17 protein-coding genes are annotated in these 21,024 nt (G+C 44.0%); 9 read left to right on the top strand and 8 right to left on the bottom strand.

Annotated features, from left to right (window positions below):
* Nucleotide 1 precedes the first annotated feature (1 nt).
* From QT327_RS19380 to QT327_RS19390, 3 genes are all read left to right on the top strand, one after another.
* A complete protein-coding gene (locus QT327_RS19380) occupies nt 2–802 on the top strand; it encodes an SDR family NAD(P)-dependent oxidoreductase (RefSeq protein WP_149105297.1) in 801 nt (266 codons plus the stop codon).
* Nucleotides 803–972: 170 nt separating this feature from the next.
* A complete protein-coding gene (locus QT327_RS19385) occupies nt 973–1,329 on the top strand; it encodes a nitrogen regulation protein NR(II) (RefSeq protein ID WP_130856346.1) in 357 nt (118 codons plus the stop codon).
* 34 nt (nt 1,330–1,363) lie between these two features.
* Nucleotides 1,364–1,582 carry a hypothetical protein gene (locus QT327_RS19390; RefSeq protein WP_130856347.1) on the top strand — a complete coding sequence of 73 codons (219 nt, stop codon included), beginning with the start codon at nt 1,364–1,366 and terminating at the stop codon, nt 1,580–1,582.
* Between the two features lie 274 nt (nt 1,583–1,856).
* On the opposite strand, the gene glgB is transcribed toward QT327_RS19390, so the two are convergent.
* Genes glgB through QT327_RS19405 form a run of 3 tightly spaced genes read right to left on the bottom strand, consistent with a single transcriptional unit; the run spans nt 1,857 to nt 9,067 of the window.
* Complete coding sequence (gene glgB, locus QT327_RS19395; RefSeq protein WP_130856348.1) at nt 1,857–3,782, bottom strand: 1,4-alpha-glucan branching protein GlgB; 1,926 nt, start codon at nt 3,780–3,782, stop codon at nt 1,857–1,859.
* 18 nt (nt 3,783–3,800) lie between these two features.
* Nucleotides 3,801–7,118 carry a maltose alpha-D-glucosyltransferase gene (gene treS / locus QT327_RS19400; protein WP_130856349.1) on the bottom strand — a complete coding sequence of 1,106 codons (3,318 nt, stop codon included), beginning with the start codon at nt 7,116–7,118 and terminating at the stop codon, nt 3,801–3,803.
* 14 nt (nt 7,119–7,132) lie between these two features.
* Nucleotides 7,133–9,067 carry an alpha-1,4-glucan--maltose-1-phosphate maltosyltransferase gene (locus QT327_RS19405; protein WP_289553785.1) on the bottom strand — a complete coding sequence of 645 codons (1,935 nt, stop codon included), beginning with the start codon at nt 9,065–9,067 and terminating at the stop codon, nt 7,133–7,135.
* A gap of 352 nt (nt 9,068–9,419) precedes the next feature.
* Here QT327_RS19405 and QT327_RS19410 point away from each other — a divergent pair, with 352 nt between their 5' ends.
* From QT327_RS19410 to QT327_RS19420, 3 genes are all read left to right on the top strand, one after another.
* Nucleotides 9,420–10,433, top strand: a complete 1,014-nt coding sequence (locus QT327_RS19410; RefSeq protein WP_130856350.1) for a S66 peptidase family protein — start codon at nt 9,420–9,422, stop codon at nt 10,431–10,433.
* A gap of 236 nt (nt 10,434–10,669) precedes the next feature.
* Nucleotides 10,670–11,200, top strand: a complete 531-nt coding sequence (locus tag QT327_RS19415) for a DUF4142 domain-containing protein (RefSeq protein WP_130856351.1) — start codon at nt 10,670–10,672, stop codon at nt 11,198–11,200.
* A 71-nt stretch (nt 11,201–11,271) separates the two neighbouring features.
* A complete protein-coding gene (locus QT327_RS19420; RefSeq protein WP_149105298.1) occupies nt 11,272–12,108 on the top strand; it encodes an MBL fold metallo-hydrolase in 837 nt (278 codons plus the stop codon).
* A gap of 2 nt (nt 12,109–12,110) precedes the next feature.
* Here QT327_RS19420 and QT327_RS19425 read toward each other — a convergent pair whose 3' ends face one another.
* The 5 genes from QT327_RS19425 to QT327_RS19445 all read right to left on the bottom strand — a co-directional run bounded on the left by QT327_RS19425 (nt 12,111) and on the right by QT327_RS19445 (nt 16,458).
* The gene (locus QT327_RS19425; RefSeq protein WP_130856353.1) at nt 12,111–12,485 is read right to left on the bottom strand and encodes a SpoIIAA family protein; all 375 of its coding nucleotides are present in this window, start codon (nt 12,483–12,485) and stop codon (nt 12,111–12,113) included.
* Nucleotides 12,466–12,900: an SPW repeat domain-containing protein gene (locus QT327_RS19430; protein ID WP_130856354.1), complete on the bottom strand. Its 435-nt coding sequence runs from the start codon at nt 12,898–12,900 to the stop codon at nt 12,466–12,468. Before QT327_RS19430 ends, QT327_RS19425 begins: the two co-directional genes overlap by 20 nt.
* A gap of 82 nt (nt 12,901–12,982) precedes the next feature.
* Nucleotides 12,983–13,360, bottom strand: a complete 378-nt coding sequence (locus tag QT327_RS19435) for an SPW repeat domain-containing protein (protein ID WP_130856355.1) — start codon at nt 13,358–13,360, stop codon at nt 12,983–12,985.
* Complete coding sequence (locus tag QT327_RS19440; protein ID WP_013665466.1) at nt 13,357–14,202, bottom strand: manganese catalase family protein; 846 nt, start codon at nt 14,200–14,202, stop codon at nt 13,357–13,359. The genes QT327_RS19435 and QT327_RS19440 overlap by 4 nt, the downstream gene beginning before the upstream one ends.
* 243 nt (nt 14,203–14,445) lie before the next feature.
* Nucleotides 14,446–16,458, bottom strand: a complete 2,013-nt coding sequence (locus QT327_RS19445) for a sensor histidine kinase (RefSeq protein WP_130856356.1) — start codon at nt 16,456–16,458, stop codon at nt 14,446–14,448.
* Between the two features lie 290 nt (nt 16,459–16,748).
* On the opposite strand from QT327_RS19445, the gene tkt reads away from it, so the two are divergent.
* From tkt to QT327_RS19460, 3 genes are all read left to right on the top strand, one after another.
* Nucleotides 16,749–18,758: a transketolase gene (gene tkt, locus QT327_RS19450; RefSeq protein ID WP_130856357.1), complete on the top strand. Its 2,010-nt coding sequence runs from the start codon at nt 16,749–16,751 to the stop codon at nt 18,756–18,758.
* A 409-nt stretch (nt 18,759–19,167) separates the two neighbouring features.
* Nucleotides 19,168–20,295: a transaldolase gene (gene tal, locus QT327_RS19455; protein WP_130856358.1), complete on the top strand. Its 1,128-nt coding sequence runs from the start codon at nt 19,168–19,170 to the stop codon at nt 20,293–20,295.
* A complete protein-coding gene (locus QT327_RS19460; RefSeq protein ID WP_130856359.1) occupies nt 20,295–20,915 on the top strand; it encodes an HAD-IA family hydrolase in 621 nt (206 codons plus the stop codon). Before tal ends, QT327_RS19460 begins: the two co-directional genes overlap by 1 nt.
* Nucleotides 20,916–21,024: the final 109 nt, after the last annotated feature.

Below are 21,024 nucleotides of genomic sequence, written 5' to 3' on the forward strand. Positions count from 1 at the left end.
TATGAACGATAGAGAAAATACAGGAAGATACGCCTTAATTACCGGCGGGACCAGCGGTATTGGCTTGGAGCTGGCAAAGTTGTTTGCAGAGAATGATTACAATTTAGTGTTGGTGGCTAGAAACGAGCAGGAGCTGGTTCAGACTGCCGAAGAATTACGTACTAACGGAAGAGAGGTTATTACGGTGGTCGCCGACTTCTTTAACCCGGATGCTCCCTTTTCTGTATACGAGGAAGTGAAGGCTTATGGCATTGATATCGATGTGTTGATAAACAACGCCGGACAAGGGGTGTATGGAAAGTTCATAGAAACGGAATTGCAGCGCGAGTTGGACATCATACATCTAAATATTAGTGCTTGTGTCGTGCTCAGCAAATTTTTTGTCAAGGATATGGTACAACGAGGTTATGGTAAGATCTTAAATTTATCGTCAATAGCAGGCAAAATTCCCGGCCCTTATCAGGCGGTGTATCATGGTACTAAAGCCTTTGTTCATTTCTTTAGCGAGGCAATCCGTAGCGAATTGAAGGATACCGGCGTGACGGTAACGTCGCTATTACCCGGAGCAACCGATACCGATTTCTTTAGGAAAGCAGATATGGAAGAATCAAAGATTGTCCAAGAGCAGGAGTTGGCAGATCCAGCTTTCGTTGCCAGAAAAGGCTACGAGGCGCTCATGAAAGGAGAAGATATGGTGGTCGCCGGATTTAAAAACAAAATGCAAGTCGCCATCGGAAACTTAAGTACGGACGAAGCGGCAACGGAGCGAATGGGTAATATGCAAAAACCGACTGACCAATAAATTGGTGCCGCTGTTCTAAAAAAAAATCACGTCTGTCTTCTTTATAGATCATGCTTAGTGGTAGCGGCCTTGTATTGGACGCAGAAGAAAGATTTGACTAAGGGCACCTATGGTGTGCGCCTCTATTGGAACGATTTTGGCAATAGCTTACCTACCTGTTACTTATAAACATGAATAAACTTTCTTTAAGCGAACCACCTACACGGCCGCGAGGCGGCATTCGGTGGAAACCGATTGGTGACTCAGGCTCGTTAGACGTAGACCCGCGTCTAATGATTCTGGATATCGATTATACAGCGGCTAAATTACTTAATTGTGATCAAAGGAGCGTTAGAGGATATAATGTCTGGGATGTCTTATGTGCCTCCTTGCCTGCCTATCATCATCAGGTGGTGAATGCAGCGATCACGAACAGGGAAAGGCGTGTTATTCGCACCCGATTAAGTGGAACGAATGTTCCTGTTTTTCTAACAGTAGTACCTAAAAGCAATGGCTGCATGAACATTATGGTATCAAGAATTTCTTAAGATTAGATGCAGTTCGCACGTAAACCCAAAAATAATGGTGCTTAAAAAAGAAACAACGAAAAATGAAGCTGTTCTAAACCTTACCGCTTCGCTTAGAGCAGCCTTGGAAGGAGACGGTGTATTTCAGTCGCTTGTGAAGGAAGTGAAGTTATTGGCTTCTAATAAGGAAGGGATATATAGATTGGAGCAAGTGCTTGTCGATCACGAAGGACAGCTAAAGGAAGTTGTTTTTGATGGCAAACATTATAGATAAATAAATTTTCTTCTAAATTGTAAAGTTTAGTGCCACCACGTTGTCGAGATGACATCGTGGTTTTTTTTGCCAGATTAACGACAATAAAAAAATATAGGTTACCTACCCGCAACTGTAATAATGGTAGGATTCTTGTTTTTATCTATGTGACGTGTTGTTTTTAGTATTTTTTCCAAAAGCCCTTTGCTGTCGTGAGATAACAAAGGGCTTTTTATCGATAATTTGATACGGTACCATACGCAAAGCTTTATTGAGCTAAGCCGCGCATAGCAGATTATTCGTCATATTGATATTTCAACACAATCACAGCGAGCGGAGGTAATATTAGGGACAAAGAATGTGTCCGACCATGATAAGGAATAGGGGCAGTTTCAATAATTGCATCGTTTAACACATCGCTTCCATGATATTTGAGATTGTCTGAATTAAGGACTTCACTATAAAATCCTTTTTTGGGTGCACCTATGCGGTAATTTTTACGCACTACGGGCGTAAAGTTAGCTACAAATAAAAGACTATCATCTTGCTCATCACTTTTTCTAATCCAGCTGATAACACTGTTAACGGCATCGTCTATTGCATTCCACTCAAAACCCGCGGGATCATAATTGTGTACATGCATCGCCGGTTCGGTTTGATAAAGCTTGTTTAAGTCCTGAATAAACGCTACGAGCCCCCGATTGGGCGCTCCAAGAGATTCGTCCCAGCTTAAACCATCATCGTGTTTCCATTCGTGCGACTGACCAAACTCAGCACCCATATAAATCATTTTTCCGCCCGGATGTCCGTACATGAAAGCGTATAATAAACGAAGGTTAGCAAATTGTTGCCAGGCATCGCCCGGCATTTTCTTTAACAAAGATGCTTTTCCATACACTACTTCGTCATGCGATAAAGGAAGAATAAACTTTTCTGAATAGGCATAAACCATGCTGAAGGTTAATTGACCTTGATGATAACGACGATAAAGAGGGTCTTTTTGAAAGTAAGATAGGGTATCATGCATCCAACCCATCATCCACTTGAAATCGAAACCCAAACCGCCAAGCTGTACGGGGGCTGTTACTCTAGGCCAAGCGGTTGACTCTTCTGCGATTGTAAAGGCCCGTGGACAATATAGATGCACGGCCTCGTTTAGCTCTTGCAGAAATTGAATAGCTTCTAAATTTTCCCTACCTCCATACTTATTCGGAATCCACTGGCCTTCGACTCGCGAATAATCGAGGTATAACATAGAAGCAACGGCGTCGACACGTAGGCCATCAATGTGGTACTTTTCTAACCAAAAGAGGGCATTGGAGATCAGAAAAGAACGCACTTCGTTTCGATCGTAATTAAAGATGCTACTTTTCCAGTCGGGATGGAAGCCTTTCTTGGGGTCGGCGTGTTCGTAGAGGTGGGTGCCATCAAAATAGCCTAAACCGTGCTCGTCTGTTGGAAAGTGTGAGGGTACCCAATCCAGTATGACACCGATATCGTGCTGATGCAACGTATCTACGAGATACATAAAGTCTTGTGGCGATCCATATCGACTGCTTGGTGCGAAGTAGCCCACAACCTGATAGCCCCAGGAGCCATAAAACGGATGTTCCATCACGGGCATAAACTCGACATGGCTGAATCCAAGTTCCTTACAATAAGTTGGTAGTTCTGAAGCCAACTGGCTATAGCTTAAAAAGCTTGTGGGATCATCGTTGTGGCGTTTCCATGAACCAATATGCGTTTCATAAATTTTCAATGGAACGGTGAAGATATCGGTGCGCCTTTGTTTTTCTAGCCACGACTCATCCTGCCAGGCATAGTTTAAGTGGGCAATTCGTGATGCCGTCCGCGGCGGTTCTTCCCAAGCATACGCGTAGGGGTCGCCTTTTTCCACTTCGTAGCCATTGTATCCTTTAATATAGTATTTGTAACACTCACCTTCCAACCGATCGGGAATGAATAGCTCCCATATTCCGGAATCATCAGGTCTTCGTCCCATCGGATTAGCCGTTCGATCCCAATGGTTAAAATCGCCGACAACGGAAACTTGTTCGGCATTGGGCGCCCACACAGCAAAGTGAACTCCTTGTGCATCCGTTTCGCTGACAAGATGAGCGCCCAACTTACCATAAAGCTGGTAATGTTTGCCCTCCTTAAACAAACTGAGATCAAAGGCGGTGAAACGTGACTTAGGGTCGGTATGCGGAGCGGTGTTCATGATCGTTGATTTTATGCCTTAAACTTCTTTTAAAATGGATTTAATGCCTCGGAGCGGAACTAGTACCCAGTCGGGACGATTGTTAATCTCATAATTCAGTTCATATACGGCCTTTTGTAGCAAATATACGTCCATCATGATTTGTAGATCCTCCAACCGGGTTGGTATAAATGCTGCTTCATTAACCTTGTCAAGGTAGGCACGCATGAAAAAGCCGCTCATATAGTGGTACCATTGCTCGATAAATGGAGTTAGCGTTTTGATGTCGTCCTCTCGGATCTGGTTATCAAGAAGCAGGCTGCCGAAGGCAGCGTAGTGTAAGGAGCGCAACATACCGGCTACGTCACGTAAGGGCGAAAACTTCAAGCGCCGTTCACTATAACTTCGAGCCGGCTCGCCTTCAAAGTCGAGTATTAAAAAATCTTTGCCCGTAAAAAGTACCTGACCTAAATGGTAGTCTCCGTGAATTCGGGTTTTGACAGCATCTATTCGATGCTGATAGATACGTTTCATGGTACTGAGGACTCTCTCGCGGAGTAACAGCACTTCTTTTGCTTCTTCCTGAACCTCTGCACTTAGGTTTTCCATATTTTTTTGAAGACTCTGAAAGCTTGCTCGCACCAGTGATTGGAGTGAGGAATATAGGGAGCGCTGGTAATGGAGCGAAAAGGGCTCAGGTTTAAATTCGGGTAGTTCCGTTGGTTTTGCTAAAGCGAGATGCATTTCGGCAGTTCTTATACCTAACAGCTTTACCAATTCTGCAAGGTTGCCTTCCAGCAGCAATTTCATGTTGTTGGGTATCTCATCAAAATTTAAGGGAAGTAATAGCTTTCCCTTTACTTCTTCCAGCAGTGAATTGGGATCAGCGTGAGACAATACCCTTTCATTGAAATCGTTTAAGCGATCGAGCATATAAGTCCATCCATCACTGTTGCTTACGGCCATTTCCTGCATCATGGCTAAAACCATCGTATGGCCTGATTTAAATTCCCATTGTATTCTACCTAAATAAGCGGGGACGTGCTTGAACCGAGCCGTTCCCGAAAGATAGGCGATCATTTCCACGTCGGGATTAATGATTGCGTCGACCTTTCGATAGATTTTAAGATAAAACGTATTATCGTAAATAATAGAAGTATTGCTCTGCTCTGCACTCAATACACGAGGCCTGGGCCTTGGATTTTCCTTGATATGTTTTTTTACTTTTTTGTTTCCCAAAAAGCTTATTTGTCCGTTTTTTTGACCTATGTGTCGGTTACCAACCATATTGGCGATGATGGCATGCTGCAACTCAATTCCATAAATGGCGTCATAAAGAACGCCTTCCGTGTGGCCTACTTTCAAATGGGCGATTACTGATTGCGGGCAATTGTCTTGTAAACGATAGGAAAATTGCCCCTTGCCGAAAGCTACAGGCAATTGATAGGTTTCCGGTAAGCCATCATGATAGGATACCTCGATAAGCAATAAAAAGGCGGTTCCTTCTTCCAAACCAATAGTAGCGTGATCAATGATTCGGAAATTTTCAGGTCCCTTGCCTTTCCCTCCAAACCAACGTAATTTCATGATGTAATCCGGTAGAATACGGTTTTCCAGTTGTTCGATAACAGGCTCGTCTAACAGCTCTTTCCACTCGTCTATCTCGATTAAATGTAATCTTGCTTCATCCGCCAGCTCGGGATGTGCTTTTTCGAGTAAGAACACTTGACTTGCATAAGGGCCTAATGTGAAAAAATAGGGTATATCTTCCTTTATGACAGGGAAGCGGTTGCGACTTAGAATTTCGATCGGGGCAAACCCTTTGTAAGTCTCTAGAAATAGCTCCGCAGCCTGCGAGAAGCGGGACAAATTGGCCACTACGAGCATAATTTCATTGTCATATGTTCTTGTAAAGGCTAAAATTTTAGCGTTTTCCGTGTACACGAATTGAATGTCGCCACGACCAAAAGCCTTATACTTTTTACGAGTGCTGATCATTCGTTTCATCCACCAAAGTAGAGAAGAGGTGTTGCGCGATTGTAATTCAACATTGACTGATTCATAGTGATATTCAGGGTCTAGAATGAGCGGGAGGTACAATCGTTGCGGATTAGCTTCAGAAAAGCCTGCGTTACGATCGGGATGCCATTGCATAGGGGTACGAACACCGTCTCGGTCGCCCAAATAGTAATTGTCGCCCATGCCTATTTCGTCTCCGTAATAGATTACGGGAGTACCCGGTAATGAAAACAATAAGGCATTAAGCAATTCAATTTTCTTTCGATTGTTCTCTAATAAAGGGGCTAATCGGTGCCTGATCCCTAAATTAATTCTGGCTACAGGATCCTTGACATAAACCTTGTACATATAATCACGCTCTTCGTCGGTTACCATTTCCAATGTAAGTTCATCGTGGTTCCGCAGAAAAATTGCCCACTGGCAAGTAGGAGGGATGGAAGGCGTCTGTTCAAAAATATCGGTCAGAGGATATCGGTCTTCCATCTGTAATGCCATAAACATCCGCGGCATAATGGGGAAATGGTAATTCATGTGGCATTCGTCTCCCGCTCCAAAATAAGCGGCAGAATCCTCCGGCCACATATTGGCTTCCGCTAAAAGAAGGGTGCCTGGGTAATGCAGGTCTATGTGCTCCCGTAGTTTCTTTAAAAAGGCATGGGTTTCGGGTAGGTTTTCGCAATTAGTGCCGTCTCGCTCAAAAAGGTAAGGGACAGCGTCCAATCGAAAGCCGTCTACTCCCATGGCGCACCAATAATTTAGAATATCGAACACTTCCTTTTGCACCAAGGGGTTGTCGTAATTAAGATCAGGTTGATGATGAAAGAATCGATGCCAATAGTATTGCTGAGCAATTGGATCCCACGACCAATTGGAACTTTCGAAGTCTTGAAAAATAATCCGTGCATCGGCGTACCGATTGGGATCATCGGTCCACACATAATAATTTCGAAGTCCGGAGCCTTTAGGAGCTCTTCGCGCTCGTTGAAACCACGGATGCTGATCCGAGGTATGGTTGATAACGAGCTCAGTTATTACCTTTAGGCCGCGTTTATGTGCCTCTCTAAGAAGGCGTTTAAATTTTTTGATGTTACCGTATGCCGGATTGATGTTATAATAGTCGGCTATGTCGTATCCATCATCTCGAAGGGGCGAAGGATAAAATGGGAGTAACCAAATGGCGGTAATACCTAAGTCCTGTAAATAATCAAGTTTTTGAAGCAGCCCTTCAAAGTCGCCCACCCCATCGCCATTTCCATCGCGAAACGCTTTGATGTGCAACTCATATATGATGGCATCTTTGTACCAGTGAAGTTGGTTGTCTAATTGGCCGTTTTTCATAACAATTTATTGAGTTACATAAAAATATGGGCAGGCATGAGGTAAGGATTCAGTTCTATATAATTCCATTCGCCAAACCATTCATACTTGTCTCCGCTTAGCAGATCGAATAAATGATAGGGCTTATCAGCATCTAAATGAAGGGCCGATAATGGAATCTTAACGAAGGCTCCCTGGCTATTGAAAAGATCAAGGTTCACGGCAATAATTAACCGGTCCTGCTTGCGTTGATCCGTTTTTACATAACAGATCAACTGGTCATTTTGTACCTCCGCAAACTCAATATTATACGTGTTTTGTAATGCGGGGTGCAGTTTCCGGATCCGGTTAAGTCGTGCAATGATTTCGCCTATCCGCGTATGTGCGTTCCAGTCCCAATGCTTTATCTCATACTTCTCATTGTTTGTGTATTCTTCTTTTCCCGGATGCGCTTCATTGAGACCAAATTCGTAAACCGGGCCGTAAATGCCATAATTGGCAGAAAGCGTTGCTGCGAGGATGGCACGCATGATATGGGCATTTTCTCCACACTCACTTAGCATGGGGGGTAAAATGTCGGGCGTATTAGGCCAAAAACATGGCCTAAAGTAGTATCGCATATCAGTTTTTGTGAGCTCATACAGGTATGTTTCGAGCTCCCATTTGGTGTTTCGCCAGGTAAAATAAGTATACGACTGATTGAAGCCTCCTTTTGCCAATTGCTCCATAATGCGTGGTCGGGTGAAAGCCTCTGCTAGGAAGATAGTTGCCGGGTGGTCTTTCCGAATTTCCGGTATCACCCATTCCCAAAAGGCGAGTGCTTTGGTGTGCGGATTATCAATACGGAAAATGCTAATCCCGATAGCAATCCAGTAGGATAGGACACTCTTTAGTTCGCTCCATAGATTTTGCCAGTCGGATGTCTCAAAATCGAAAGGTAGGATGTCCTCATAGCGTTTTGGTGGGTTCTCAGCGTATTGGATGGATCCATCAGGTCGCCATTTAAACCAGTTGGGATGGAGCTGCACATAGGGATGATCGGGGGCGCATTGAAAAGCGATATCCATGGCTATTTCGATATCATATTTCTTGGCTGATATGATTAGTTCCTGGAAGTCTTCTAAGCTGCCCAGTTGCGGATGAATCGCTTTATGTCCGCCATGTCGATTACCGATTGCCCAAGGTGACCCGGGTTCTTCCGGATTAGCGATAAGTGCGTTGTTCTTTCCTTTTCTTTTCACTTCACCGATGGGATGAATAGGAGGGAGGTAAAGCACGTCAAAGCCCATTTTTGCGATTCTCGGTAATAGCCGCTTGACGTCTTGGAAGCTTCCATGTTGTCCCGGTATCTCAGCGGTGGATCGTGGAAAAAGCTCATACCAGGTGCTAAAACCAGCCTTTTGACGTTCTGCCTCAATTTTGTAAACTTGGGTGATAGAAGTAAAGGGCTCTAAGCGGTACTGCCGCATAATGGGTAATGTCTCCTCCTTTAATGTCTTTAGTAAATCCTTTTCTATTGCGCCTTGTCGCAAAACCGCTCCCCACTTTTGCAGTTCGGGGAGCAATAAAGGAAGTTCGGTTGTGGCCTCTTCGAGCAGATTTGCGCCGATTAGCAAATCAACGTAAACATCTTGTTCGGCCTCTACCTTCTTTTGCAAGCCATTGATCCAGGAAGCATAGTGATTGACCCAAGCTCTTATACAGAAAAAGTAAACACCTATCGCGGGAAAGCGGAAGGTTGCTGCCCAATGATCATTGATCACATGCTGCATGGCAACCTCCTGCCACTCGTTTGCATGCTGCGCCTTTATGAAAAGGCTTGCAGATACTTGGTCGTGTCCGTCAGCAAAAAGATCAGCGGTAAAGGAAGTTTCATCATTTATCACTGCTTTTGAGGGATAGGTACCATTATCGATAGTGGGCATCACGTGCGTGATATAAACCCTTTGCCGACCCATTATATTATCCATATATCCATCCCCATTGAAATTAAAATCTATACTATTCAATGGTGCATCAGAATAGTGCCGGTATCCTTAAAAAGATATAACTCAAAAAAGATTGGTGTTTTTTAGTGCGATAACGTTCCACGCATGTAGGCACCGTCGGGATGAATGAACGTGTTGATGATATAGTGTGCATTTGGAATGATTTTTATATGGTACTGAAAAACTTACACTACTATAGCATAGAAGATGCATGTGTCATATGGTCGACGCCGCCAAAGGAATAGCCTGATGAAGCTAATCAACACAGGTCCCTACATAGTTGTTCAATACTGTTTAATTAAGGGCTTGCATATGCTCGCAAGACCTGTCAATCATGCTTTTGCTTGGAGAGATTCTTGTATATAAAAAGGAAAAGCAACGAATGATCGTAGACAAATTAAGACCCGGTGATCACATCCAAATCATCGCCCCTGCACAGAGCTTAATGCCCAAATTAACGCAAGAGATGCGTATTCGGGGCGTGAAGAGGTTAGAGGAATTAGGTTTAACGGTAAGCTTTGGAGATCACGTCCATGAAATAGATGAGTTTGGATCAACAACCATAGACAATCGCTTAGCGGATCTACATCGAGCTTACGAAGATAAATCGGTGAAGGCAATTTTAGCGGTATCCGGAGGAACAACATCTAACCAGTTATTGCCCTATATAGATTATAAATTGTTAAAAGACAACCCTAAAATTCTTTGTGGTTTGTCAGATATCACGGCTCTAATAAACGCCGTCTATGCTAAAACCGATGTAGTGACCTACTACGGCCCTCATTTCAATATGTTGAGTGCGGGAGAAGATCTTGGTTTCTCTCTCGATTATTTTCGCGCATGTCTTTTTGACGATAAGCCGATAAGCCTTAGCCCTTCGCTATTTTACTATAATTCTATATGGGAACATGAACAGTTGGATAATCCCGGTTATTGGGTAATTAATGAAGGAGATGTGGAAGGGAAAATTCTGGGAGGGAATTTCTTAACTTTTAACTTTTTACAGGGCAGCGAGTATCTGCCTGATACAAGTGACAGTATCTTTTTTTTGGAAGACAACGGTCCGGAAGATTATAAAAACGTTCAAAACCAGTTGCAAGCGCTTCTCAATCAACCTAGCTTTAGTGGGGTAAAAGCGCTCGCTATTGGTCGGTTTAAACAGAACTCGATGATGACCAAAGAGATTCTTACGAAAATTATCAAGACAAAAAAGCAACTCGACGGTATTCCGGTTATTGCCAATATCGATTTTGGCCATACCCTTCCAATGATAACCATTCCAATTGGAGGGCGCGCTCGTGTCATAGCCGATCCAACGAATCCCGTGATTGAATTACTGATACATTAAGTTGTGATCGCCATTACACCGATTCAGGCGATTCGTATGCGAATACTAAAATTTAAAAGGCATCGCTATGGTAATTTTAGGACATAGAGAAAACCTTGCCGGGAAATGGGGTGACCGAATCGTATCAGGCTGGAATAGGATACGATACTGATTTCCGTATTATTCAATTAAACGATAAAAATGAAGATTCGAGGCATGGATCATGCGTATACTTCTGATATAAATAAAATTTGCCTATGAAAAAGTATTTGATTTTTGCGTTTGTGTATTTGACGATAAGCCATTTCGTCTTATCGTGCAGTGATGATGATGACACCAACCCGGTGATGATGGATAACCAAACTTTTGTTTCGACGGCTGCGAGCAGCAATCAGTTTGAAATTATGGCAGGAGCGCAGGCCGTTGAAAAAGGAAGTGCTGAAGCCGTGCGAAGTTACGGAGAGCATATGGTGAACGATCACGGGAAAGCGGGTGAAGAGTTAAAAGCAATAGCGGAGACGCAGGGCTTTACGGTGCCCATGGAACTTGCAGCGAAGGAAAAGGCGAACCTAGACCAGCTGACACCACTTACGGGAGAAGCTTTTGACAAAGCTTTTGCGCAGATCATGGTGAAATCGCACGAAGAGGCGGTTTTGTTATTTTCCGAGGCAGCGAGTCAGAGCGGTGTACCGAACAGTGCTTTGAGGACTTGGGCGAACGAAAAATTGCCAACCCTTGAAGCGCATTTGGAAGATGCGAAAGCTTTGAATACTCAAATTAATCCCTAATTTCTTTCTAATTCTTCAAGTCGGAGGAGCACCGCCAAGTGCTCCTTCTTCGCTTAAAAAAATTAAAGTACATGATGAAAAAGAGTAATGATGGTAAGTTTATACCGATGACATCGGTCAATAGCAATAGCGGACAAGAAGTCACCAAGGATGTTTTTTACTATACCAATCAAATTGTTAATATCGTCATGATTGGTGAGGTTGGAAAAGAAGGATGGGTTTTGGTGGATACCGGTATGCCGAAGTGTGCAGACGAAATGATAGCGGTGGCTCGATCTCGTTTTGACGAACATCCTCCGGCAGCTATCGTGTTGACCCATGGGCATTTTGATCATGTGGGAAATGTAGTCGACTTATTGACCCATTGGCCCGATGTGCCGGTTTTTGCGCATCCCTTGGAATTCCCTTACTTAACAGGGCTACAGGACTATCCAGAGCCGGATACTTCAGTGGAAGGGGGTATGTTGGCGAAATTGGCGGCCATTTATCCACATGAATCGATCGATATTAAGGAACGACTGTTCCCTTTACCGGAAGACGGCCAAGTACCTTTTTTATCGGATTGGCAATGGATACACGTACCGGGACACGCTCCGGGTCAAATAGCTTTGTTCCGAGAAGGAGATCGTCTTTTATTGTCTGCCGATGCCATTGTGACGGTAAGGCAAGATGCACTCTATAAGGTGTTGATGCAAAAAAAGGAGATTAATGGGCCACCGCGATATTTGACGACTAACTGGAAAGCAGCCTATGATTCAGCCGTAAAGCTACAACAGCTAAGGCCTGCTCTCTTAATTGCCGGACATGGTGAGGCAATGGAGGGAAAGGATTTAACCATGGGTTTGAGTCGTTTGATAACAGAATTTGATAAAATCGCCATACCAAAACATGGTAGATTTGTGGACTAAAACTAAGCGGGCAATGGCGCTGAAACCCATTCACAGGCTATTTGCTGATCTTCCAGTCGATATGTCCGGATTTCACCGTGTACCAAGGGGCTGAGTATATCGTAGATTTTGCGAACCCACTGCTGATCGGATACGATGGCCATTCGATTCCATTTGCTAAAGTGTTCAAAACTGACTTTAATATATTCTAAAAGGGCCTGAAGACTGTAATCTTCAAAACCCGTTTCTAGCAATACAATAAAATTGATTTGAGGATAAGCTTTCGCAACTTCGGCGATACGCTGCACTACAATTTCTTTGTATTCTTCGCCGTTAACTTTTCCTTGCGCCCGATAAGCCACCACATGTGGTGGAAAATTATCCATTAATGCTAACATTTCTTTTCCGTTGTTTTGCTGAAGTATATATATGTTGATCACCTGGTTTTGGCATAACAATCCGTTGCGACTCGCGAACGGTAATTAAACCGGAGATGCATAATCCGATACCCATCAGCAGATGAAAAGCATAGGTAGTTTCTGAAAATAAATATAACCACGGCGATAAGGCCAAGTAAGCACCACCAAAAATATCGGCATATAAATGTATATCCATTGGGATGGTTTTCCGTACACCTCCCTCATAATTCGTTAACAAGGACATACCCAAAATCATTACACCAAACAATATACACAACACAGTAGCCGGTCGCTCCTCGCTAAAATGGAAAAGAAAGGGGGCAACTATTAGCAGTAAGGCAGCGCCATAATCTAATACGGCGTGCAGTATTCGGGGGAAGATTCTTACTAGCATAATATTTCAATTTTTTGTTCACATGAGTGAATTTCGTAGATTCAAAAAGCAGGCTGCCTCCCATAAAAGGCAGCCTGCTAGTTTAACTTAAGACACCGCCCTGAGCCACGCCATGTTGACTGGCGGGCGCGGTACAGAGGCCGGCAATAATGGAGAATACACCGACGATGAGATGAGGCAAAAATACCTGATCACTGAAATTAAGCAGCCAAGGCGATAAGGCCAATAATATGCCCAAGATGACATCCATTACCAAATGCGTTGACATCGGAATAACCTTGGCAACTCCGCCTTCATGCCGGGTAAGTAAAGCCATACCCAATACTAAAACACCGGCAATAATAGCACTGTACTTTGCCCCCGGGATATGGGAAAAACCCAGTAAGGTGGGAGCAAGAATTAATAAGATTCCCACTATATAGTCTAACATAGCGTGAACGCGTCTACTGATAAATTTCATATATTATCTTTTTTGTTTATCATTTGTTCAGCTTGGGCATAACCTTCTCTAATGGGGGGAGCTAGCATAGGTTCCTCGCCCATGGGTGTGCCATGCTCGTAGGTAAAAACGCCTTTGCCGTCAATGGAGGTTCCATCGGTCCATCGAGCAATCGGTTTTTCGGGCATATTAATATTAGTAGAAATAAAGGAGTAGGCAACGGAGCTAACTTCTTCTTCCTGCGGAAAGCTATTCGGAATAGGATGCGCGCTTGGGCCACCTAATTCCTCGAGAACGGCTAGCCACTGATTTTGATGCATGGTATCACGCGCAATCAAAAAGGCTAGCATGTCTTTCATGCCTGGATCGGTAGTTGATTCCCATAAACGCGTGGCTAAGGTACGCCCGGTAGCTTCCGCCATCACATTTGCGTGCATGTCTGCTGCTAGGTTACCACTTGCTACCACCCAAGAGCCGTTAAACGGTACACCGTTGGCATCGGCAGCCATAGCCGCTAAACCGGCAGAAAGGTAGTGGCGAGGGTCCATCCCTCCCATGATCTGTTCAACCACCGGATTGGACGACACCACTTCGTCAATAATAGAACCTTTCGCTCCCTCCAAGTTTAAGGCAACGGCCGTACACAACATCTCGATGTGCGAAATTTCTTCCGTTCCCGTCTCCAAAAGCATGTTTCTGTATTTTGCCGGCCCCCGGTTGCCCCAAGCTTGGAAAAGATACTGTAGACATACTCTAATTTCTCCTTCGATACCGCCGATTGCCTGTTGTAACAAACGCGCGAATTGCGGGTTGGGCTTATCAACCCGAACCTTGTACTGTAATCTTCTGTCGTGAAAAAACATAGCTGATTCTCTTTTAGTTAAACTATTGGATTTAACTATGATAATATCATGCCGTATCGATAATGCCCCCGAAATGGACATTATGATTCCGCAATAGTGGGATCGGACGAGTGGATTATACTAGGATAATATCTGTTTATTAGGACGTAGAAAAAACCTTGCCAAAAAAATGCATGGGTATGAGGGTAACCGAGGCGTAGCTTCATACAACCAAATATGGATCTGTTAAAGGCCGAGGAGGGTTTAAGGTGTTTTCGGTAATGGAAGTGTAATAACGAATTCACTGCCTTTCCCGTATTCGCTAACAACGTTGATTCTACCATCGTGTCGTTCAATGATCTCCCGGGAAAGATAAAGCCCGATTCCTAACCCTGCTATACCCGAAGTATTATCGGCACGATAAAATCGGGTAAAGACTTGTTGTTGTTGAGAAGACGTCAATCCCATGCCTTCGTCTCGGATGCTGATGGTAGCAACGGTTTCTTTCTTTTCGCATTGAACAAAAACCTCATTGGCGTTCGGTGAATACTTAACGGCATTGCTTAAGAGGTTAATGATAACCTGTTCGATTCGTTGTTTATCGGCTTTAATGGTAATCGGGTATGCGGGGCGGTTCAACGAAATATCGTGGCTATTGACGGAAAAGCGAAAAGACTCTACGGTTTCTTGGACCAGCTCGCCGAGATCGAACAGTTCGGTATTAAACTGAAGCTTACCAGCTTCGATTTTGGAAATATCCAATAATTCGGACACCAATTTGTTTAGTTTGTCTAATTGTTTTACGCTTTTATCAACAAACAGAGACGCCATTTTACTGTCGGGTTTCTTTTCCAACAATTGCAGATAGCCGTAAACGCTTGTAAGTGGTGTTTTAAGCTCATGACTGGCTAATGCGATAAACTCATCTTTCTTTGCGCTTAAGGCCTTGACCTCTTCGAATAACCTGGAATTGTCGAGGGCGATGGCTGCTTGGGCTGTGATGTTACTGATCAAGCTTTCATGGTGTACATTGAACTTGCCGGGCTCCGGATGTCCTAAAAACAGTCCGCCCATTACGACCCCTTTGGCAGAAACAACGGGAGCCGCCAAATAACTCACGACGGGAAGATGACCATGCGGCATTCCGTAGTAAGGGTAATTTTGACCGTAACGGGAATCTTTTCTGATGTCGTCGGATCGTACAATCTCATTGCCGTTGAAGGTTGGGTGAAGCAGGGGTGTGTCGCGCGGCATTTCCAAATGCTTAAGTGCTTCGGCTGGATAACCCGATACGGTAAATCGGGTTTTTATTGTTCCATCTACCTCAACTAAATGGTAAAAAAATGCACCAAAGGCTGCGCCGGTCACTTCTTTACTCGCATCTGTCACTTGCTGTAAAGTGCTCTGTACATCCAATTTCGAAGAAATAGCCCGGCTGATAGAATTGAGGGTTTCCAAATCCCGCGTGTACTGATAGATAGCATTTTGTACCTTCACTTCTTCCGATATATCCCGGGCGATTTTGGATGCACCTATAATTTTGCCTTGCTTGTCCCTAATCGGGGACACGGTGAGCGATATAAGTATTTCCTTTCCGTATTTATTGAGTCGTACCGTTTGATAATGGTCAACTTTTTCTCCTTTACGGACCTGCCCTAAAATATAGTCTTCCTCACTTAAGCGCGGTTTGGGGATTAAAATGGTAATGGATTTCCCCATTACTTCTTCCGCTGTATAGCCGAAAAGTCGCTCGGCACCAATGTTCCAACTAGTAATAATACCCTGAAGGTCTTTACTGACAATAGCATCATCCGATGATTCGACAATGGATGAAAGGAAAGCTTGCCGCTCTTCCAAGGGGGTACGGTCACTGATGTCAACTAGTGTAGCGTGAGTGCCGGTAATTTCACCAGCGGCATTATAAAGCACCTTGGGAAACACCAAGAGTTTTCGGTTTGTCCCGTCAGGTCGTTCAATGATTACTTCGGATTGATCGGTGCGATTTAGACCCTTAGCCGTTAAAGCAGTCGGAAATTCTTCTTCAGCCAGTTTCTTCCCATCGGGGCTATAGACCTTGTAAGCACCACTCCAACGGTCTTTTTGCAGGTTGGGCGTTCGGCCCCAAAGGGTGGCTGCAGCAGTATTATAAAAAATAATGGTGCCTTCGGTATTACAGGCATAAATAGCCACCGCTGAGTCGTAAACCAAATTGTGCAACAAAAAGTCGGCATCATTCCCAAAAGGGTTGTACGCCGCATTTGTAAAGGAGTCTCCCATTATTTAACCTAATTTCTTTGAACTGGTTTGTAAATATAGACTATTTCTATAATAGCCCAAGAGCTGGATGCCGAAATCATTACAAATTAAATGCCGAAAATTTGTGAAGCGTAAGCACTGTTTTCTGAATTTGAATTAAAACAATTATGACTTTATGATTAGAATCAATCAGTCAATTATTACGTTATATAGAAAAATCCAACACCGAAGCTGCTTAAATTTGTTATAGTTCTAGCAAAAGCTGAACATACAAAGGTGGGTCCAAATTGAATGATCATAAAAAGTTATCCATGACTAAAGAAAACAGTAACCCCTTAGACGGACTGAGTGTTAACACCATCCGTTTCCTGGCGACCGATATGGTGCAACAGGCAAATTCGGGCCATCCCGGGCTTCCGCTGGGAGCCGCGCCCATGGCATATGTTTTATGGAATCGTTTTCTGCGGTTTAATCCGAAAGATCCTAAATGGCCGAATCGCGACCGCTTCATCCTTTCTGCCGGCCACGGCTCGGCATTATTGTACAGTTTATTGCATTTATACGGATATGATCTGCCGCTGACTGAACTGCAACACTTTCGGCAATTGGGATCAAAAACACCCGGCCATCCGGAATCGGTGTTGACTCCAGGAATTGAGGTGACTACCGGTCCGCTAGGGCAGGGGTTTGGAAATGGCGTGGGAATCGCTATTGCTGAGCGGTTTTTAGCGACGAAATACAATAAAGAGAGCTACGATTTAATAGATCATTATACCTATGCGATTGTTAGCGACGGCGATTTAATGGAAGGGGTCGCTTCAGAGGCGGCATCTTTAGCAGGACACCTCAAGTTGGGCAAGCTTATTTATTTATATGATGATAATGCGATTTCCCTCGATGGGCCGACCAGCTTGGCCTTTACAGAGGATGTGCCTGCACGCTTTAGGGCTTATGGCTGGCAAACCTTAACGGTAGAGGATGGCAATGATCTGGATGCCATTGAGCAGGCCATTTTAGCAGCGCAGGCTGAAACCGAAAAACCCTCTTTAATATCCGTTAAAACGATTATCGGTTATGGCAGTCCGCAACAGGGAACGAATAAGGTACATGGCAATCCACTGGGTATCGAAAATCTAAAGAAAACGAAGGAGTTTTTCGGATGGGACCCGGAGAAAAACTTTTTTATACCGGAAGAAGTGAGCGATTACCTTTTGGGCCGAGGACAAAAAGGAGCTGAATTGCAACAGGCATGGAACGAGCAATTTACATCTTATAAAGTAGTTTTTGAAGCAGAAGCGAAGGACCTTGAAATTAGCTTTGAAGGTGAATTGCCAGCGGGCTGGGATAATGGGATGCCTACTTTCAATGCCGCGGATGCGCTAGCAACCAGAGAGGCTTCGGGAAAGGTATTGGAAGTATTGCGCCAAAACATAAGCTGGTTGATTGGCGGCTCAGCGGATTTAGCAAGTTCGAACAATACGCCTGTTAAAGGAGATGAAAGTTTCCAGCCGGGACATTACGACTTACGCAACATTTGGTTTGGTGTCCGCGAACACGGTATGGGCGCAATATTAAATGGTATGGCCTCTTACGGGGGTACGCGTGTCTATGGCGGTACCTTTTTGACGTTTTCGGATTATATGCGAGGAGCCATTCGTTTGGCAGCCTTAACGAAAGCACCGGTCACCTATATATTTACGCATGATAGTGTTGCCTTAGGTGAGGATGGCCCTACGCATCAGTCGGTTGAACATGTTTCGGCTTTGCGGTTAATCCCCAACTTGACGGTCATACGGCCGGCAGACGCTTTTGAGACGATAGCAGCCTGGAAAGTTGCTATGAGTCGACTAAAGGGGCCGGTAGCACTCATCTTGTCGCGACAGAAGTTACCGGTTATCGATCAGCAGCGTTACGCTTCCGGCGATAATTTAAGCAAAGGCGGCTATGTCTTAAGTGACACCGATGGTACCCCTGATATTATTCTTATAGCCACGGGGTCGGAGGTGCAACTCGTTTTAGAAGCGCAAGAGCAACTGACGAAGGAAGGCATTGGCGCCAGGGTTGTCAGTATGCCTTCCTTTGAACTGTTTAATCAACAGGATCAGGCCTATCGTGAGCAGGTTCTGCCACCTCATGTGGCCAAACGGTTAGCCGTGGAAGCAGGTGTGACGCCACTATGGTATCAGTATGTTGGTGCAGACGGAGATGTAATAGGCATCGATACCTTCGGTGAATCGGGTGAAGGCAAAGCGGTGATGACACATTTTGGTTTTACTGCCAGGCATGTTTACGATCGAGCTCTTAAGTTGTTGAAACGTTAAGTAGTTGAGACGTTGAGTAGTTGAGTAGGGAATTAGTTTAGTAGTTAAAGTGATGAATTATAATTGATGAACGAATGAATGATGAGTGATCAGTTGTGAGTTGCCCGTTGTGAGTTGTGAGAAAGGTTCGAGCGACTGATAACCGAAAGCTGATAGCTGATTTCCGATGGCTTCTTGCCACCGAAGGCAGCATGCATACCTTTGGAAATAGACACAAATAAATAATTATTATAATGAAACCTGCATGAGCTACCGCTCAAAAAAGAGCGTGATTAACGCGGCTCATGCAAGCTGAATTGCCACTAAAAGTCTAATTTAATCAGATGAAACCATCATGATTTATTCAAACCACACAGGGGTATGAATGAATCTGATAGCTTCATCGCCACTAAAAGTCTAATTTAATCAGATGAAAAATCCATTAGCAAAGATCCCTGATTTCGGCCAAAGTATATGGTTGGATTATATCAAAAGATCGTTTATTCAATCCGGTGAATTGAAGAAATTGATAGACGAAGACAATTTAAGAGGAGTTACCTCAAATCCTGCAATTTTCGAAGAAGCGATTGCACGTAGTGAAGACTATAATGATACCATCAGTGAATTGGGAAAGACGGATATCTCGAATGAGGAAATTTTTCTCAAAATGGCTATTGAGGATGTTCAGCATGCCGCTGATGTTTTTAAGGGGGTTTACGAACAGACCAAAGGACTGGATGGCTACGTAAGTCTAGAGGTTTCACCCGGTTTGGCATTGGATACCGAAGGCTCTATTGCAGAGGCACGATCGTCCTGGAAAGCACTTGACCGTCCGAATGTGATGATTAAAATTCCCGGCACAAAGGAAGGCTTGCCGGCCATTAAACAGTTGATAAGCGAAGGCATTAATATCAACGTAACGCTACTTTTTGGTTTAGACCGATATCGCGAAGTAGCGGAAGCTTATATTGCAGGATTAGAAGAACGGGCAGAAAGAGGAGAACCCCTGGAAAAAGTAACCTCGGTAGCAAGTTTCTTTTTAAGTCGCATCGACACAATGGTAGATACGATGTTAGACGAGGTTGCTGAAAATGATCCGAGTAAAGCTACAGCGGCAAAGCAGATTAAAGGACAGGTCGCAATCGCAAGTGCTAAAGTGGCATATAGTATTTATAACGAACTTTTTATGTCTGATCGTTTTCTGGAATTGGAAGCCAAGGGTGCTAAACCACAGCGTTTGCTATGGGCCAGCACCAGTGTGAAAAACAAAGCCTATGATGATCTAATGTATGTTGAAGCACTTATCGGCCCACAAACGGTAGACACCTTGCCAAAAGAAACCTTGAATGCCTATCGCGATCATGGCAACCCCGCAGCACGCTTAAAAGATGACCTTGAGCACGCACGTTATACGCTGTACAAATTGGAAGATATTGTTGGCATTAAGCTTTCAGACGTTACGCAACACCTGGAAGAAGAAGGGATTCAGAAATTTATTAAACCTTTTGATAGCTTGATGGACGTGCTAGCACAGAAACGCAAGGAGGTGGTTTCCTAATGCCTGAACACAATAGCACCATTAAAGCACTCTTTCTGGATATAGGAGGAGTGTTTTTAACAAATGGCTGGGATACAGAAGCTCGTAAAGAAGCAGCAATCAAATTCGGACTTGATTTTGAGGAACTGAATGGAAGACATCGTATCATCTTTGACGCCTATGAGTCAGGTAAATCTACTTTGGACGAATATTTGACTTTGTTAATATTCTATAAACCACGCAATTTTACACGAGAGGATATTAAAGCATTTATGATGCAAAAGTCGCAACCTTATCCCGAGATGATCGAATTGATCCGTACCATAAAACGGAAGCATCATCTTCTCACCATCGCCGTGAATAATGAAGGCAGGGAATTGAACGACTACCGCATTCAGCAATTTGACCTAAAGAGTTTTATTGATGTTTTTGCCTCTTCTTGTTTTGTGCATATGCGAAAACCCGATATGGATATGTATCAACTTGCAATCGATCTGGCACAGGTAAAGCCTGAAGAAATCGTCTATTTAGACGATCGCCCGGTCTTTATTGAGGCGGCTTGCCAACTGGGTATACAGGGTGTTGAACATGTCGATGTAGCAACGACGAAATCAGCTTTGGCTCAGTACGGATTAATATAGTATTGTTAAGTGGTTGAGTAGGGCGATGGTTAAGTAGTTGTTAACGCACAACGCCCTACTCAATTCTTAATTGTTCGCTGTTGATTGTTAGCTATCAGTAATCAGCTGT

Source organism: Olivibacter sp. 47, from assembly GCF_030372825.1.
Lineage (GTDB): Bacteria > Bacteroidota > Bacteroidia > Sphingobacteriales > Sphingobacteriaceae > Olivibacter > Olivibacter oleidegradans.

Bases quoted from the DNA above. Each gene is read 5' to 3' on its own strand.
- tkt (WP_130856357.1), top strand. From the start codon at position 16,749: ATGACTAAAGAAAACAGTAACCCCTTAGACGGACTGAGTGTTAACACC.
- treS (WP_130856349.1), bottom strand. From the start codon at position 7,118: ATGAAAAACGGCCAATTAGACAACCAACTTCACTGGTACAAAGATGCC.
- QT327_RS19440 (WP_013665466.1), bottom strand. From the start codon at position 14,202: ATGTTTTTTCACGACAGAAGATTACAGTACAAGGTTCGGGTTGATAAG.
- QT327_RS19405 (WP_289553785.1), bottom strand. From the start codon at position 9,067: ATGGATAATATAATGGGTCGGCAAAGGGTTTATATCACGCACGTGATG.
- tal (WP_130856358.1), top strand. From the start codon at position 19,168: ATGAAAAATCCATTAGCAAAGATCCCTGATTTCGGCCAAAGTATATGG.
- QT327_RS19380 (WP_149105297.1), top strand. From the start codon at position 2: ATGAACGATAGAGAAAATACAGGAAGATACGCCTTAATTACCGGCGGG.
- QT327_RS19460 (WP_130856359.1), top strand. From the start codon at position 20,295: ATGCCTGAACACAATAGCACCATTAAAGCACTCTTTCTGGATATAGGA.
- QT327_RS19410 (WP_130856350.1), top strand. From the start codon at position 9,420: ATGCTTTTGCTTGGAGAGATTCTTGTATATAAAAAGGAAAAGCAACGA.
- QT327_RS19420 (WP_149105298.1), top strand. From the start codon at position 11,272: ATGATGAAAAAGAGTAATGATGGTAAGTTTATACCGATGACATCGGTC.
- QT327_RS19390 (WP_130856347.1), top strand. From the start codon at position 1,364: ATGGTGCTTAAAAAAGAAACAACGAAAAATGAAGCTGTTCTAAACCTT.
- QT327_RS19445 (WP_130856356.1), bottom strand. From the start codon at position 16,458: ATGGGAGACTCCTTTACAAATGCGGCGTACAACCCTTTTGGGAATGAT.
- QT327_RS19415 (WP_130856351.1), top strand. From the start codon at position 10,670: ATGAAAAAGTATTTGATTTTTGCGTTTGTGTATTTGACGATAAGCCAT.
- QT327_RS19425 (WP_130856353.1), bottom strand. From the start codon at position 12,485: ATGTTAGCATTAATGGATAATTTTCCACCACATGTGGTGGCTTATCGG.
- QT327_RS19435 (WP_130856355.1), bottom strand. From the start codon at position 13,360: ATGAAATTTATCAGTAGACGCGTTCACGCTATGTTAGACTATATAGTG.
- QT327_RS19385 (WP_130856346.1), top strand. From the start codon at position 973: ATGAATAAACTTTCTTTAAGCGAACCACCTACACGGCCGCGAGGCGGC.
- glgB (WP_130856348.1), bottom strand. From the start codon at position 3,782: ATGAACACCGCTCCGCATACCGACCCTAAGTCACGTTTCACCGCCTTT.
- QT327_RS19430 (WP_130856354.1), bottom strand. From the start codon at position 12,900: ATGCTAGTAAGAATCTTCCCCCGAATACTGCACGCCGTATTAGATTAT.